This is a genomic window from Streptomyces sp. BA2 (assembly GCF_009769735.1).
Lineage (GTDB): Bacteria > Actinomycetota > Actinomycetes > Streptomycetales > Streptomycetaceae > Streptomyces.
In genome coordinates this window covers 7,833,505-7,847,599 of the sequence record NZ_WSRO01000002.1, presented here as the reverse complement: position 1 = coordinate 7,847,599, position 14,095 = coordinate 7,833,505, and the positions used below count along the sequence as shown (strand labels likewise).

Below are 14,095 nucleotides of genomic sequence, written 5' to 3'. Positions count from 1 at the left end.
AGTCCCTCACCTCCAAGGACCTGCCATGACGCACCCCCACCCGACCCCGACCCCGACCGCGCCACCCCCCACCGGCTCACGCCCGTGGGCGGCGCTCACGCTGCTGTGCGTCGCCCAGTTCATGCTGGTGCTCGATGTGACGGTCGTGAACGTCGCACTGCCGAGCATGGCCGCCGAGCTCGACCTCGGCCGCACCGCACTGACCTGGGTCGTCACGACGTACACGCTCTGTTTCGGCGGTCTGATGCTGCTCGGCGGGCGGCTCGCCGACGTCCTCGGGGCGCGCCGTACCCTCCTCTTCGGCCTCGCCCTGTTCACCGCCGCCTCTCTCCTGACCGGCCTCGCCACGGGCCCGGCGACTCTCCTCGCGGGGCGTACCGCGCAGGGTGTCGGGGCCACGCTGCTCTCCCCCGCCGCCCTCGCGATCGTCACCACGACCTTCCACGGCCGCGACCGGCATCGCGCGCTCGGCGTGTGGTCGGCGATCGGCGGTGCGGGCGCCGCGATCGGCGTCCTGCTCGGCGGCGTCCTGAGCGACGGCCCCGGCTGGGAGTGGATCTTCTACGTCAACGTGCCCATCGGCGCGGCCCTGCTGCTCGCCCTGCCCGCCGTCGTCCCCGCCCGCGCGCCCCGGCCTGCCCGCCTCGACATCCCCGGCGCACTGCTCGTCACGGCCGGTACGGGCTCGCTCATCTACGGCCTCGTCGCGGCGGGCGACACGGGCTGGTCGGACCCTCGGACGCTGGTGCCGGTGGCCGCGGCGGCCGTGGCCTACGGAGCGTTCGTCGCCGTCGAGCGGGCGCAGCGTGCGCCGCTGATCGACCTGGCCGTCCTGCGGCGCCGTCCGGTGGTCGCGGGCTCCTACCTGATGCTGGTCGCGACGGCGTTGCTGATCTCGCTGTTCTTCCTGGGGTCGGTGTTCCTCCAGGAGGTACGCGGCTACAGCGCCCTGCGGGCCGGGGTGCTTTTCCTGCCCGTGGCCGTGGCCACCGGGGTCGGCGCACACCTGGGCGGGCGGTTCGTGGGCCAGTGGGGGGCGCGGCCCACGGCGGCCGCGGGGCTCGCGCTCGCGGGGCTCGGCACCGCTCTGCTCACCGGAGCGGGACCGAGCGGCAACCCGTGGACCAGTGTCGCCCTGGGCATGTCCGTCGCCGCGCTGGGGCTCGGTTCGGTGTTCGTGGCGGCCACCACCACCGCGCTGGGCTTCATCGCGCACGAGGAGGCGGGCGTCGCGTCCGGCGTGGTCAACACCTTCCACGAGGTGGGCGGCTCCATCGGCGTCGCCGTGGTCTCGACGGTCGCGGCGGCGGGGATCGACGGCGGAACCGCCGGCGGCTTCACGGACGCGTTCACGGTGTGCGCCGTGGCCGCGGCGGTCAGCGCGGCCGCCACGTTCGCGCTCGTACCGCGCGGAAAGCCGCAGCTGACCGGCGGGCCGCACGTGCACTGACCCGCGCCGGGCGGGGCTCCCGCGCCGCCCCGCCCGCGCAACGCGGCACGTACACCTGCCCGCACACAGGCGGCACGTACGCCTGATCGAAGGGTGGCTCGCGCGCCGTGCCACCATCCGATCACCCTGGTGACACTTCTGGCGGTTAAGTTACTTGGTGAGCATGTGAGTTACGCGGCCACGTGAGGACTTTGCCACTGTGACGGGAGCCGGAGTACACAGGCGGGTGCTGCCCGCGGCGCTGGTCGCCGTGCTCCTGGTGATCGTCCAGCTCTTCGCGCACGGGGTCAACGCATCGGTCTCCGCCGTGGAATCCCGCACGCCACCGGCCACGGCGCCGTACGCCCAGTGCGGCGACGACACGCACCCGGAGGAGTCCGAGCGCTTCCGGGCCCGCGGCCGCCCGCACTGCCGTGATCTCACCCCCGATCCGGCTCCGCAGCTCCACGCCCGTACGGACACGACCCCGGCCGACGGCACGCGCGCGTACCTTCCCGTTGCCGTCGCCCACCGCGAGACGAGACCAGCGGGCCGCGAACTACCGCCTCTCCTCCAGGTCTTCCGCTGCTGATCGGACCCTCCGGCACGGCCATGCCGTCAGACCCTCCCGCCTGACGCGCCGCCGACCGGACACGAACACCGGTCCACGTCACACCGATGCGCCCCCACAGCGCTCAGGAGTCAACGTCATGCAGCCTTCCCGTGCCTCCCTGCTCGACCGCGCCCGCGCGATGTTCACTGCGCCTGAGAGCGCGCGGCACGATGTCACTGCCTCCGTAGTCGTCTTTCTCGTCGCCCTGCCCCTCTGTGTGGGGGTAGCCGTCGCCTCCGGAGTACCCGCCGAACTCGGTCTGATCACGGGCATCGTCGGCGGTCTCGTCACCGGCCTGCTGCCCGGCAGCAGCCTCCAGGTCAGCGGTCCCGCCGCCGGACTCACCGTCCTCGTCCACGAAGCCGTGCAGGAGTACGGTCTCGCCGCGCTCGGAGCCCTCGTGCTCGCCGCCGGGCTCCTCCAACTGGCCATGGGCTTTCTCCGCCTCGGCCGCTTCTTCCGTGCCATCTCCGTCGCCGTCGTCGAGGGCATGCTCGCCGGGATCGGACTCGTCCTGGTCGCCGGGCAGTTGTACGCCATGACGGGCAGCGAAGCCCCCGCGAGCGGCCTCGGCAAGATCGTCGGGCTGCCGGGGGCGCTCATCGGGGTGATCGGCTCGGAGCGTGCTCTCGCCGCCTTCGGGCTCGGGGTGGGCACCATCGCCGTACTCGTGTTCTGGAACAGGCTCCCCGCGAAGCTCCGCGTGGTGCCCGCGCAGCTCGCCGCCGTGGCGCTCGCCACGGGTGCCTCGCTGTCCCTCTCCCTGCCGGTGGCCACGGTCGAGGTGCAGGGGCTCATCGAGGCGGTGCGGATGCCGGACGCCGCCGACTTCGGGGGCCTGATGACTGTCGGCGCCATCGGCACCGTCCTCGCGTTCGCGCTGATCGCGTCGGCGGAGAGCCTGTTCAGCGCGGCCGCGGTGGACCGGCTGCACGACGGTCCGCGCACGTCGTACGACAAGGAACTGATCGCGCAGGGAGCGGGCAACACCGTGTGCGGGCTGCTCGGTGCCCTGCCGATGACCGCCGTCATCGTCCGCAGCGCGGCCAACGTGCGGGCGGGCGCGCGGACGAAGGCGTCGCGGGTCCTGCACGGCGTCTGGCTGCTCCTCTTCGCGGCGCTGCTGCCCGCCGCGCTCGGCCTCATCCCGGTCGCCGCGCTGGCGGGCGTCCTCGTGCACGCGGGCTGCAAGCTGATTCCCGTGCGGCAGTTGGTGAAGCTGTGGCGCGAACACCGCGGTGAAGCCGTCGTGCTGGTGGTGACGGCCGTGGCGATCGTTTCGGTGAACATGTTCGAGGGGGTCCTGATCGGCCTGGCCCTCGCCGTCATAAAGATCGCCTGGGAGACGCCGCGCGTGCACGTGGATGTCGTCGACAAGGGCGCGGGCCCGGTCCACGTCCACCTGTCCGGGCACGCCACGTTCCTGTGCCTCCCCAAGCTCCTCGACGCGCTGGAGGCACTGCCCCAGGACCGCCCCATCGAGCTCGACCTCACGGGGCTGCGGCACTTGGACCACGCGTGCCGTACGTCGCTGGAGAACTGGGCGGCGCGGCACAGTGCGGAGGGCACGGATCCGGTGCGGGTGGCCTCCGGGGGCTGATGGTCACCTCGTGCGCCGAACGGGCCCTGGACGCGGGCCCGTCCGGCGGCATCGTGCCTCTACCGCGCCCCGTACACCGGCTGAGGCACCTCGGCCTCGGCGAGCAGTTCGAGCGCCGCGTCGCCCGCCTCGGCCGGGGTCCAGCGGGTCCCCTTGTCGGCCGTCGGTCCGGGCCGCCAGCCCTCCATGACGGTGATGCGCCCCGCTTCGGCTTCGAAGACACGGCCCGTGACACCGGCCGATGCCTCGGAGCCGAGCCACACCACGACCGGCGACACGTTCTCCGGAGCCATCGCGTCGAAGCCGCCTCCTTCGGGCGCGGCCATGGTTTCCGCGAAGGTGTGCTCCGTCATGCGCGTGCGCGCGGCGGGCGCGATGGCGTTGACCCGCACTCCGTAGGAGGCGAATTCCGCGGAGGCGACCAGGGTGAGCCCGAGAATCCCGGCCTTGGCCGCGCTGTAGTTCCCCTGCCCCACGCTTCCCGACAGCCCCGCCCCGGAGCTCGTGTTGACCACGCACGCGTGCCGCCCGCGCCCCGCCTTCGCCTCGCCGCGCCAGTACGCGGCCGCGTGCTTCAGCGGCAGGAAGTGCCCCTTCAGATGTACGCGCATCACCGCGTCCCAGTCGTCCTCCTCAAGATTGACCAGCATCCGGTCCCGCAGGAACCCCGCGTTGTTGACGAGGGTGTCGAGACATCCGTACGTGTCGAGTGCGGCCCGCACCAAGGATGCGGCGCCCTCGGACGAGGCGATGTCACCGCCGTGCGCGACGGCCTCGCCCCCCGCCGCGCGGATCTCCTCCACGACGTCGTGCGCGGGCCCGCCGGACGCTCCGGAGCCGTCGGGCCCCACCCCGAGGTCGTTGACGACTACCTTGGCTCCCTCGGCTGCGTACGCGCGCGCGTGCGCCCGGCCGAGGCCGCGGCCCGCGCCCGTGACGATCACGACGCGGCCCGCGCAGATTCCCGTGCCCGGCTTGTCGGCTGAGGTCATGCGGAACTCCTCGGTCATGCGGAACTGTCCGGATTCATTGGGTGGTTGACGGACGCTGCGTCCAGGAACGCAGGGCGTTCGCCGCCCCCGTGCAGCTGCAGTGCGGCCCCGCTGATGTAGCGCGCGCTGTCGGAGGCGAGGAACACGCACGCGTCCCCGACGTCCGACGGATCGGCGAGGCGGCCGAGCGGGACGGTGCGGGCGACCGCCGCGATGCCGTCCTCGTCGCCGTAGTGCAAGTGGGCGCTCTCGGTGCGGGCGAAGCCGAGCACGACGGTGTTCACCCGCACCTTCGGGGCCCATTCGACGGCCATCGTGCGCGCGAGGTTCTCCAGGCCCGCCTTGGCCGCCCCATAGGCGCCGGTGCCGGGTGAGGGGCGGGAGCCGCTCACGCTCCCGATCATGGTGATGCTGCCCCCGCCGTCCTCCTGGCCTCGCATCACCTCGTACGCCGCCGAAGACGCGTACAGCGGGGCCAGCAGGTTGAGTTCGACGATCTTCGCCTGGCGAGCCGGTGCGGAGTCGGCGAGCAGCCCGAAGGGCGTGCCGCCCGCGTTGTTCACCAGGGCGTCGAGGCGGCCGTGATCGGCGGCCACTTCGGCGAAGAACACGTGTGCCGCCTCCGCGTCGCGCAGATCGAGGGGCCGGAACTCGGCGGCGGCACCGGCCACTTCGACCGGGCGCTCCGGCGGTCTGCGGGCGCAGACGACGACCCGCGCACCGGCGGCGAGGAAGCTGCGGGCGATACCGGCGCCGACGCCTCGGGTGCCGCCGGTGACGACGACCACCTGTCGGGTGTCAGTCATCGCTGCTACCTTTCTAACTAACAAATGTTTGGTTGAAGGGCCTGGTTGAAAGGTAGCGGATCCTCTGATGTCTGTCTCCACCTCCACCCCGGACAAGGGCGTGGCGGCCGTCACCGTCGACTTCCCGCCCGTCAACGCCCTGCCCGTACAGGGGTGGTTCGACCTGGCCGCCGCGGTGCGCGCGGCGGGCCGCGACCCCGGGACGCGCTGTGTCGTCCTCGCCGCCGAGGGCCGCGGTTTCAACGCGGGCGTGGACATCAAGGAGATGCAGCGGGACAGCGGCCACAGCACCCTGATAGGCGCCAACCGCGGGTGTTATGAGGCGTTTTCGGCGGTGTACGAATGCGAGGTGCCGGTCGTGGCCGCGGTGCACGGCTTCTGCCTGGGCGGAGGCATCGGCCTGGTCGGCAACGCCGACGCGATCGTGGCGAGCGAGGACGCGACGTTCGGCCTGCCCGAGCTGGACCGGGGCGCGCTCGGCGCGGCGACGCATCTCGCCCGCCTGGTGCCGCAGCACCTGATGCGCGCCCTGTACTACACCTCGCGCACGGCCACCGCGGCGGAGCTGCACGCGCACGGCTCCGTGTGGCGGGTCGTGCCGCGCGAGGAACTGCGCGACGCGGCACTGGAGTTGGCGCGCGAGATCGCACGGAAGGACGGGACGCTGCTGCGGTTCGCCAAGGCCGCGATCAACGGCATCGACCCCGTGGACGTGCACCGCAGCTACCGCTTCGAGCAGGGCTTCACCTTCGAGGCGAACTTGAGCGGCCTGGCCGACCGGATCCGCGAGGACTTCGGAACGGGTTCTGGAGCGGGTTCTGGAACGGACTCCGGGACAGGTCCCGGAAAGAAGGAGGAGGGCAGGGCATGACGGACAAGACCATGACGCCTGACGCGGTCGTGGGGCGGCTGCGGAGCGGGATGACGCTCGGCATCGGCGGCTGGGGGTCGCGCCGCAAGCCCATGGCGCTGGTGCGGGCCCTCCTGCGGTCGGGGATCACGGACCTCACCGTCGTCTCGTACGGCGGCCCGGACATCGGTCTGCTCGCCGCGGCTGGGAAGATCCGCAAGCTGGTCACGGCGTTCACGACCCTCGACTCGATCCCCCTGGAGCCGCACTTCCGCGCGGCACGCGAGCGTGGCGCGTTCCAACTGGTGGAGCTGGACGAGGCGATGTTCATGCAGGGCCTGACCGCTGGGGCCCAGCGGCTGCCGTTCCTGCCGATCCGCGCCGGCCTCGGCTCGGACGTCCTGCGGGTCAACCCCCAGCTGCGTACGGTCACTTCGCCGTACGAGGACGGGGAGGAGCTGGTCGCGGTGCCCGCCCTGCGGTTGGACGCGGCGCTGGTGCACCTGAACCGCGCCGACCGCCTGGGCAACGCCCAGTATCTGGGCCCTGACCCGTACTTCGACGACTTGTTCTGCGAGGCGGCCGACACGGCGTACGTGTCGTGCGAGCGGATCGTCGAGTCCAGCGAGCTCACCGAGCACGCGGCGCCGCAGACGATGCTGATCTCCCGGCATGCGGTGACGGGCGTGACCGAGACCCCCAAGGGCGCGCACTTCACGTCGTGCGTGCCGGACTACGGCCGCGACGAACCCTTCCAGAAGGCGTACGTCGCCGCCGCGGGTGACCCGGACGCCTGGAAGGAATTCGAGGACCGCTTCCTCACCGGCACCGAGCAGGACTATCAAACGGCCGTCCAGACCTGGCACAAGGAGCAGCGATGACGCGGACCGACCCGACGGCTGCGGCCGGTGCGTCCGAGGCGACGGCCGCCGTGACGGCCCCCGTCACCCGCGCCGAGTACTGCGTGATCGCCTGCGCCGAGGCCTGGCGGGACGCCGGCGAGATCCTCGCGTCGCCGATGGGCACGATCCCCTCGATCGCCGCCCGCCTGGCCAAGCTGACGTTCTCGCCGGACCTGCTGCTCACGGACGGGGAGGCGCTGCTGATCGGCGATGTGCCCGCCGTGGGGGCGCCGTCGGCGGTGACGGAGGGCTGGCTGCCGTACCGCAAACACCTGACGATGGTCATGGGCGGCAGGCGGCACGTGATGATGGGCGCGAGCCAGATCGACCGCTTCGGGAATCAGAACATCTCCTGCATCGGCGACTGGGAGCGGCCCAAGCGCCAGTTGCTCGGGGTGCGCGGCGCCCCGGTCAACACCCTCAACAACCCGGTGAGTTACTGGATCCCGCGGCACTCGAAGCGGGTCTTCGTCGAGAAGGTCGACATGATCAGCGGTGTCGGTTACGACAGCGCGGCGGCGGCAGGTCCTTCCGCGACCCGCTTCCACGATCTGCGCCGGGTCGTGTCGGACCTCGGCGTGTTCGACTTCGGGGCGGCGGATCACGCAATGCGCCTGGTGTCCGTGCATCCGGGCGTGACGGTCGAGCAGGTGCGTGAGTCGACCGGCTTCACACTCGCGACGCCGGACGACGTCCCGTACACCCGCGAGCCGACCGCGGAGGAACTGCGGCTGATCCGGGACGTGGTGGACCCGCGCGGACTGCGCGAGCGCGAGGTGCGCTCGTGACGCCGGCCCCGGCGGGCATGGAGACGGCGCTGACCAAGCTGGTCGGTGTCCGGTACCCGATCGTGCAGACCGGCATGGGCTGGGTGGCGGGGCCTCGCCTGGTCTCCGCGACGGCGAACGCGGGCGCCCTCGGCATCCTGGCCTCCGCGACGATGACCGTCGACGAGCTGCGCTCCGCCGTCCGCGAGGTCAAGTCCCGTACGGACGAGCCCTTCGGGGTCAACCTCCGCGCCGACGCGGGCGACGCGCGGGACCGGGTGCGGGTCATCGTCGACGAGGGTGTGCGGGTCGCGTCCTTCGCGCTCGCCCCCTCGAAGGAGCTGATCACGGAGCTGAAGGACGCCGGGGTGGTCGTCATCCCGTCCATCGGTGCGCGTCGGCATGCGGAGAAGGTCGCGGCGTGGGGTGCGGACGCGGTCGTCGTGCAGGGTGGTGAGGGCGGCGGGCACACGGGCGAGGTCGCCACAACCGTGCTGTTGCCGCAGGTCGTGGACGCGGTGGACATTCCGGTGATCGCGGCGGGCGGATTCTTCGACGGTCGGGGGCTCGTCGCCGCGCTCGCCTATGGCGCGGCGGGGGTCGCGATGGGCACGCGCTTCCTGCTGACGTCGGACTCGACGGTGCCGGACGCGGTCAAGGCCCGCTATCTGGCCGCCTCGGTCAAGGACATCACGGTGACGACACGGGTGGACGGCCTCCCCCATCGGATGCTGCGGACGGAGCTGGTCGCGTCGCTTGAGAAGTCGGGTCGGGCGGCGTCCCTCGCGCGGGCCGTGCGGCACGCGGCGGCGTTCCGGAAGATATCCGGCATGGGGTGGGGGGAGATGGTCAGGGACGGGCTTGCGATGCGGCACGGCAAGGGGATGACGTGGAGTCAGGTCCTGCTGGCCGCGAATACGCCGATGATGTTGAAGTCGGCGATGGTGGACGGTTTGCCGGAGGCGGGGGTCATGGCGTCCGGGCAGGTCGCGGGCATCATCGAGGACTTGCCGTCGTGCGAGGAACTGGTCTCGGGGGTGATGACGGAGGCGGCCGAGGTGGTGGACCGACTGCACCTGAACTAACCAAGCCTCCGACGCCCTTCCCCCGGCCCGCTCCCCTCGGCAACGCCCAGAACCCCGACGACCCACCGCCGAAGCTGACGCGCACGGCATCACGCCGGGCGAGGACGAGGACGCCGCGGTGCCGGGTACGCCGCAGCGACCGGCCGCACGCTGCTCGCGAGGGGAGCAAGCTGCGACGGGGCCTTGCGGGACGTCGATCACCGGCTTCGTCCCTTGGCTACGCCCAAAGGACGCCGCGGTGCCGGAGTACGCCACAGCTGCCAGCCGCACGTGCCCGCGAGGGGCGCCAGCTGCGGCGGGGCCTTGCGGGACGTCGATCGTCGGCTTCGCCGAGTTCGTTCTCGATCGCTGGGCGGGGTGAAGTTCTGCTGCCCGGCGTCCCCGTTCAGACCCCCGCCACCTCCAGGGAAGCCCGCGCCCGGGCGGCCAGTCCGCCTGCTCCGCAGGATTCGGCCAGCGCGAGGCCTCGCGACAACTCGCTCGCGGACCCCGCCGCGATCCCGTACTCGACCCGTGCGACCGCGTGTTCATAGGCGCACGGCGACGCCTCCAGGCAGGCGACGGCTCGTGCGTACAGCTCGACCGCCCGCTGGCCGCTCTCCAGGGACGCCGCACACCGCAGCGCCTCGCCGATCGCCGTCTCCGGTACCGAAGAGCTCCGCCTGGATCCGTGCGTCCGCGACCAGCTCGGCGGCCCGCCGCGGGTCCTCCACGGCCAGCACCCGGGCGAGTTCGTACGCCCAGGGGTTGACGACCGTGTTGTAGCGGCCGCGTTCGTTCGATGCCTTCGCCGCCATCTCCAATTCGGCGACGCCCTCCCGCCGTTGCCCCGTGGCGACCAGCAGGCGGCCACGCACGTAGTGGATGTCGGGCAGGAAGATCGTGGAGGGGTAGGGCGGCGCGATGCCGTACCGGTCGGCGATCTGCTGCGCCTCGTCGACCTTGCCGCGGGCGAGCAGCGTTTCGATGAGCTTGCACGCGGCGTCCCAGTGCATCGGCAGCCCGCTGCCGACCCGGTCGGCCAGGCGCAGGCTCTCCCGCAGCGATGCCTCCGCATCGACGAGACGTCCGCGCCTGCGGTGCACCAGACCGAGCCAGGCATGGGCGAGGGCCAGATGGCCGCCGCTCCAGCCCGCCGTCTCATAGCCGCGGACCCCCTCGACGAAGAGGCTCTCGGCGCGGTCGAGCCGGTCAGTGAAGATGTAGGCGCCGCCCAGCATCAACTTGAGCTCGAAGCCCCACTCCGTGTCGGTCCAGCCGAGCCCGGGAGCGAGGCGGCCGTGGACGAGGCCGCGGTCGCAGAGCTCGACGATCTCCTCCGCGTTCTCCCCGCGGGTCATGGCGTCGAAGGCGCGCAGGGTCAGCAGCGCGCGCTCGGAGTTGTCGCGTCCCGGCAGCGGTCCCGCGACCGCCGCGAGGCTGCGCGAACGGCCCGTCGCGTCATGCTCGCGCGCGTGGATGCCCTCCCACATGTAGTGGACCCCCTCCAGGCGCATCCGGTCGGGCCCGGGGTCAAGGCGCTCGGCCTCGGCGTCCACGACCCGCAGGGCCTCCTCCAACTGGTCGTTGTGCACCAGGGCTTGGGAGAGACGGCACACCGCGTCCACGCGCAGCTTGCGGTCGAGGCCCGGGGTGTGGAGCGCCTCGCGCAGGTGGCCGATGGTCTTGACGGGCGAGGTGAGAAGCGTGGCGCAGCCCAGTTCATAGAGCACGCGCGCGTGGACCTCGGGCAGCGGCGGTTCCCGCAGGGCGCGTTCGAGGCAGCGGCGGGCCGCGTCCGGCGCGCCGACCGCGAGATGCTCGGCTGCGGCTTCGCGCAGCTGCTTGACCAGGTCGGGATCGTCGTCCGGATGAACCTCGAGGAGGTGCCGGGATGCGGCTGCCGCCCCACGGCCCGACATGGTGACGGCCCAGGCGGCAATGCCGTGCATCGCGGTGCGGGTAGCCGGCGGGATCGAGCGGTAGACGGTGCTCGCGATCAGCGGATGGACGAATTCCATGTCCTCTTCGCCGCCGCGCAGGATGCGCGCGTTGCGCAGCCGCTCCGCGCACCGCTCGGCCGTCTCACGGGGCTCGATCCGGGCGAGCGAGGCGGCGAGGTCGAGCGAGATGCCGCTGCCGAGGATCGCGGCCGCCCACGCGAATCGCGTGACGTCCGAGCCGAGTCCCTCAAGACGTGCGACGAGTCCACGGCCGCGCGCCGAGCGGTTCAGGGCGCGCAGTTCGGCGGCGGAGCCCTCCACCGGTTCGAGCTCGCTGTCCTGCACCTTGGCGAGCAGTTCCACGGATTCGTACGGATTGCCGCCGGTGACCGCCCACACCTCGCGGCAGAACGGGGCGTCCGCGTGCTCGCCGAGGGTGGCCCGGGTGAGGCCGGCCGCCGCGTCCGGGGTGAGCGCGCGCAGCGGAGGCGAGGGGCGGGCCGCCGCGCCGACCGCCGCGAGATGGCGCGCGCTGTCGCCGACGGCTTCGTCGGGCCGGTGGGCGACCACCACGAGGACGGGCAGTTCGTCGAGGCGCTGGGAGAACGCGGCCAGCCAGTGCAGGGTCTCCTGGTCGGCCCAGTGCGCGTCGTCGATGAGCAGGACCAGCGGCCAGTGCAGCCCTGAAAGGCGTGCGACCGCCTCGACCAGGCCGTCGCACACACCCTGCGGGTCGGCCTGGAGGCCGGCCGGCTCGGCTATGCCGAGCGCGGGGCCCGCGATCTCGTACCAGTCACCGAGATACTCCCGTGCCAGTTCCGGGGAGAGACCGACGAGAGCCGGCTGAAGCAACTGACGTACGACGTTGAAGGGGACGGAGGTGACGGTCTCGCCGCCTCGCGCCGACCACACCGTGGCCCGCCCCTCCGCGATGCGGCCCACCTCGGCGAGCAGCGCCGTCTTGCCGATGCCCGCCTCACCCTGGAAGACGAGCAGCCCGCCCGCCGTCGTCGAGTCGGAGCACAGCTCGTCGACGGCCCGCTCGGCCGCGGCGAGTTCCACGTCGCGCTCCCACAGCGGGGCCCAGGTGCCACCTCCGGGCCGTCCCTGCGTCATCGCGCTACCTCCCGAGGTCGCTCAATCGACGTACAGACATCGAGACTAGCTGGGGAGAAGGCCTCGCGGTGCCGGGTCCGGACAGCAACTCCCGCAAGGGGTGAAGGCCGGCTCCGGAGCTGGACGCCGTCAGAGGCGCTCGATGATGGTCACGTTCGCCTGACCGCCGCCTTCGCACATGGTCTGGAGGCCGAACCGGCCGCCTGTGCGCTCCAGTTCGTGCAGGAGCGTCGTCATCAGTTTGACGCCGGTCGCGCCGAGGGGATGGCCGAGGGCTATCGCTCCGCCGTTCACGTTGACCTTCTCCGGGTCGGCGCCGGTCTCCTTCAGCCAGGCGAGGACGACCGGCGCGAAGGCTTCGTTGATCTCGACGAGGTCGATGTCGCCGATGCTCATGCCGGTCTTCTTGAGGGCGTACGCGGTGGCGGGGATCGGCGCGGACAGCATCCGGATCGGGTCCTCGCCGCGCACGGAGAGGTGGTGGATGCGGGCGCGGGGCGTCAACCCGTGGGCCCGCACGGCCCGTTCACCGGCGATGAGCATGGCGGCCGCGCCGTCCGAGACCTGTGAGGAGCAGGCGGCGGTGATGGTGCCGTCGTCCAGGACGGGCTTGAGGCCCGCCATCTTCTCCAGGGTGGTGTCGCGGCGCGGGCCTTCGTCGGTGGTCACGTCTCCATAGGCGGTGAGTTCGCGGTCGAAGCGGCCCTCGTCGATGGCGCGGACGGCCCGCTGGTGCGAGCGGAGGGCGAACTCCTCCATGTCGCTGCGGGATATGCCCCACTTCTCGGCGATCAGCTGGGCGCCGTGGAACTGGTTGACGGGCCGGTCGCCATAGCGGGCGCGCCAGCCCTCGCTGCCCGCGTACGGCCCCTCGGTGAGGCCGAGCGGTTCGGCGGCCTGCCGGGAGGCGAAGGCGATGGGGATCATCGACATGTTCTGGGTGCCGCCCGCGACGACGAGGTCCTGTGTGCCGGACAGGACGCCCTGCGCCGCGAAGTGCACGGCCTGCTGCGAGGATCCGCACTGCCGGTCGATCGTCACGCCGGGCACCTCTTCGGGCAGTCCTGCCGCGAGCCAGGAGGTGCGGGCGATGTCCCCGGCCTGCGGGCCGACCGTGTCCAGGCAGCCGAACACGACGTCCTCGACGGCGGCGGGGTCGATTCCGGTGCGCTCGACGAGTGCCTTCAGGACATGGGCTCCCAGGTCGGCGGGGTGGACGGCCGAGAGGCCGCCCTTGCGCCTGCCGACGGGGGTGCGGACCGCTTCGACGATGTAGGCCTCGGCCATGACTGCGTACTCCTCGTGCTCCTCGGTCGGTGCGGTCGCCGGGCGACGACGCGCTCTACGTGCGTACGGCGATGCCGTCCAGGACCATCGAGAGGTACTGGCGGGCGATCTCCTCGGGGCTGTGGCCGCCGCCGGGGCGATACCAGGACGCGGCGACCCAGACGGTGTCGCGCACGAAGCGGTAGGCGAGCCGGATGTCCAGGTCGTCGCGGAAGACGCCCTCCGCCGCTCCGCGCTCCAGCGTCGTCAGCCATGTCTTCTCGAAGCGCTGCTGCGAGTCGGTCAGGTACTGGAAGCGCGCCTGGGCGACCAGGTGCTTGGACTCCTTCTGGTAGATGGCGACGGCGGAGCGGTGCCGGTCGATCTCCCGGAAGGACTCGGTGACGAGTGCTTCGAGTGTCTCGCGGGGGCCGAGCCGCGACTGGAGCACGGTGTCGTACCCGTCCCACAGCTCGGTGAGGAAGGTGGAGAGGATCTCTTCGAGCATCGACTCCTTGGAGTCGAAGTGGTAATAGAGGCTGCCGGCGAGCATGCCGGCGGCGTCCGCGATCTTGCGGACCGTGGTCGCGTTGTACCCCTGCTCGGCGAAGACGTCGGCCGCGATGGCGAGGAGTTCGCCGCGGCGCTCGGGCGAGGGACTCACCGCGGCCTTCTTGGCCGGAGCCTTCTTGGCCGCTGTCTTCCTGGCCGGTGCTTTCTCGGTGCTGGTGCTTGTACTGGTGCTGC

Annotated in this window: 11 protein-coding genes and 1 pseudogene; 7 read left to right on the top strand and 5 right to left on the bottom strand. The window is 72.0% G+C overall.

From position 1 onward, the window contains the following. Positions 1–25 precede the first annotated feature (25 nt). The 3 genes from E5671_RS37840 to E5671_RS37830 all read left to right on the top strand — a co-directional run bounded on the left by E5671_RS37840 (position 26) and on the right by E5671_RS37830 (position 3,642). Positions 26–1,450 (top strand): DHA2 family efflux MFS transporter permease subunit, encoded by a 1,425-nt coding sequence (locus tag E5671_RS37840; RefSeq protein ID WP_160508592.1) that lies wholly within the window; start codon positions 26–28, stop codon positions 1,448–1,450. A gap of 199 nt (positions 1,451–1,649) precedes the next feature. Then, the gene (locus tag E5671_RS37835) at positions 1,650–2,021 is read left to right on the top strand and encodes a hypothetical protein (RefSeq protein ID WP_160508590.1); all 372 of its coding nucleotides are present in this window, start codon (positions 1,650–1,652) and stop codon (positions 2,019–2,021) included. A 160-nt stretch (positions 2,022–2,181) separates the two neighbouring features. Continuing rightward, entirely contained in the window at positions 2,182–3,642 is a 1,461-nt protein-coding gene (locus tag E5671_RS37830) for a SulP family inorganic anion transporter (protein ID WP_160510668.1), read from the top strand. Positions 3,643–3,701: 59 nt separating this feature from the next. Here E5671_RS37830 and E5671_RS37825 read toward each other — a convergent pair whose 3' ends face one another. Then, a complete protein-coding gene (locus tag E5671_RS37825; RefSeq protein WP_160508588.1) occupies positions 3,702–4,634 on the bottom strand; it encodes an SDR family oxidoreductase in 933 nt (310 codons plus the stop codon). 14 nt (positions 4,635–4,648) lie between these two features. Continuing rightward, positions 4,649–5,440 (bottom strand): SDR family oxidoreductase, encoded by a 792-nt coding sequence (locus E5671_RS37820; RefSeq protein WP_160508586.1) that lies wholly within the window; start codon positions 5,438–5,440, stop codon positions 4,649–4,651. Between the two features lie 67 nt (positions 5,441–5,507). Here E5671_RS37820 and E5671_RS37815 point away from each other — a divergent pair, with 67 nt between their 5' ends. The 4 genes from E5671_RS37815 to E5671_RS37800 are packed head-to-tail and all read left to right on the top strand — an operon-like array spanning position 5,508 to position 9,044. Then, positions 5,508–6,311 (top strand): enoyl-CoA hydratase family protein, encoded by an 804-nt coding sequence (locus E5671_RS37815; protein ID WP_160508584.1) that lies wholly within the window; start codon positions 5,508–5,510, stop codon positions 6,309–6,311. Beyond that, entirely contained in the window at positions 6,308–7,171 is an 864-nt protein-coding gene (locus E5671_RS37810; protein WP_160508583.1) for a CoA transferase subunit A, read from the top strand. Before E5671_RS37815 ends, E5671_RS37810 begins: the two co-directional genes overlap by 4 nt. Continuing rightward, positions 7,168–7,980, top strand: coding sequence for a CoA-transferase subunit beta (locus E5671_RS37805; protein WP_160508581.1), 813 nt, complete (start codon positions 7,168–7,170; stop codon positions 7,978–7,980). The genes E5671_RS37810 and E5671_RS37805 overlap by 4 nt, the downstream gene beginning before the upstream one ends. Before the next feature lie 17 nt (positions 7,981–7,997). Then, positions 7,998–9,044 (top strand): NAD(P)H-dependent flavin oxidoreductase, encoded by a 1,047-nt coding sequence (locus E5671_RS37800; protein ID WP_160510667.1) that lies wholly within the window; start codon positions 7,998–8,000, stop codon positions 9,042–9,044. Between the two features lie 385 nt (positions 9,045–9,429). Here the strand turns inward: E5671_RS37800 and E5671_RS37795 are convergent. The 3 genes and pseudogenes from E5671_RS37795 to E5671_RS37785 all read right to left on the bottom strand — a co-directional run bounded on the left by E5671_RS37795 (position 9,430) and on the right by E5671_RS37785 (position 14,012). Then, a pseudogene (locus E5671_RS37795) lies at positions 9,430–12,082 on the bottom strand (ATP-binding protein). 129 nt (positions 12,083–12,211) lie between these two features. Continuing rightward, positions 12,212–13,369, bottom strand: a complete 1,158-nt coding sequence (locus E5671_RS37790; RefSeq protein ID WP_160508579.1) for an acetyl-CoA C-acetyltransferase — start codon at positions 13,367–13,369, stop codon at positions 12,212–12,214. Positions 13,370–13,424: 55 nt separating this feature from the next. Next, entirely contained in the window at positions 13,425–14,012 is a 588-nt protein-coding gene (locus E5671_RS37785) for a TetR family transcriptional regulator (protein WP_160510666.1), read from the bottom strand. Positions 14,013–14,095 lie beyond the last annotated feature (83 nt).

Bases quoted from the DNA above. Each gene is read 5' to 3' on its own strand.
- E5671_RS37805 (WP_160508581.1), top strand. From the start codon at position 7,168: ATGACGCGGACCGACCCGACGGCTGCGGCCGGTGCGTCCGAGGCGACG.
- E5671_RS37830 (WP_160510668.1), top strand. From the start codon at position 2,182: ATGTTCACTGCGCCTGAGAGCGCGCGGCACGATGTCACTGCCTCCGTA.
- E5671_RS37825 (WP_160508588.1), bottom strand. From the start codon at position 4,634: ATGACCTCAGCCGACAAGCCGGGCACGGGAATCTGCGCGGGCCGCGTC.
- E5671_RS37815 (WP_160508584.1), top strand. From the start codon at position 5,508: ATGTCTGTCTCCACCTCCACCCCGGACAAGGGCGTGGCGGCCGTCACC.
- E5671_RS37820 (WP_160508586.1), bottom strand. From the start codon at position 5,440: ATGACTGACACCCGACAGGTGGTCGTCGTCACCGGCGGCACCCGAGGC.
- E5671_RS37810 (WP_160508583.1), top strand. From the start codon at position 6,308: ATGACGGACAAGACCATGACGCCTGACGCGGTCGTGGGGCGGCTGCGG.
- E5671_RS37790 (WP_160508579.1), bottom strand. From the start codon at position 13,369: ATGGCCGAGGCCTACATCGTCGAAGCGGTCCGCACCCCCGTCGGCAGG.
- E5671_RS37800 (WP_160510667.1), top strand. From the start codon at position 7,998: ATGGAGACGGCGCTGACCAAGCTGGTCGGTGTCCGGTACCCGATCGTG.
- E5671_RS37840 (WP_160508592.1), top strand. From the start codon at position 26: ATGACGCACCCCCACCCGACCCCGACCCCGACCGCGCCACCCCCCACC.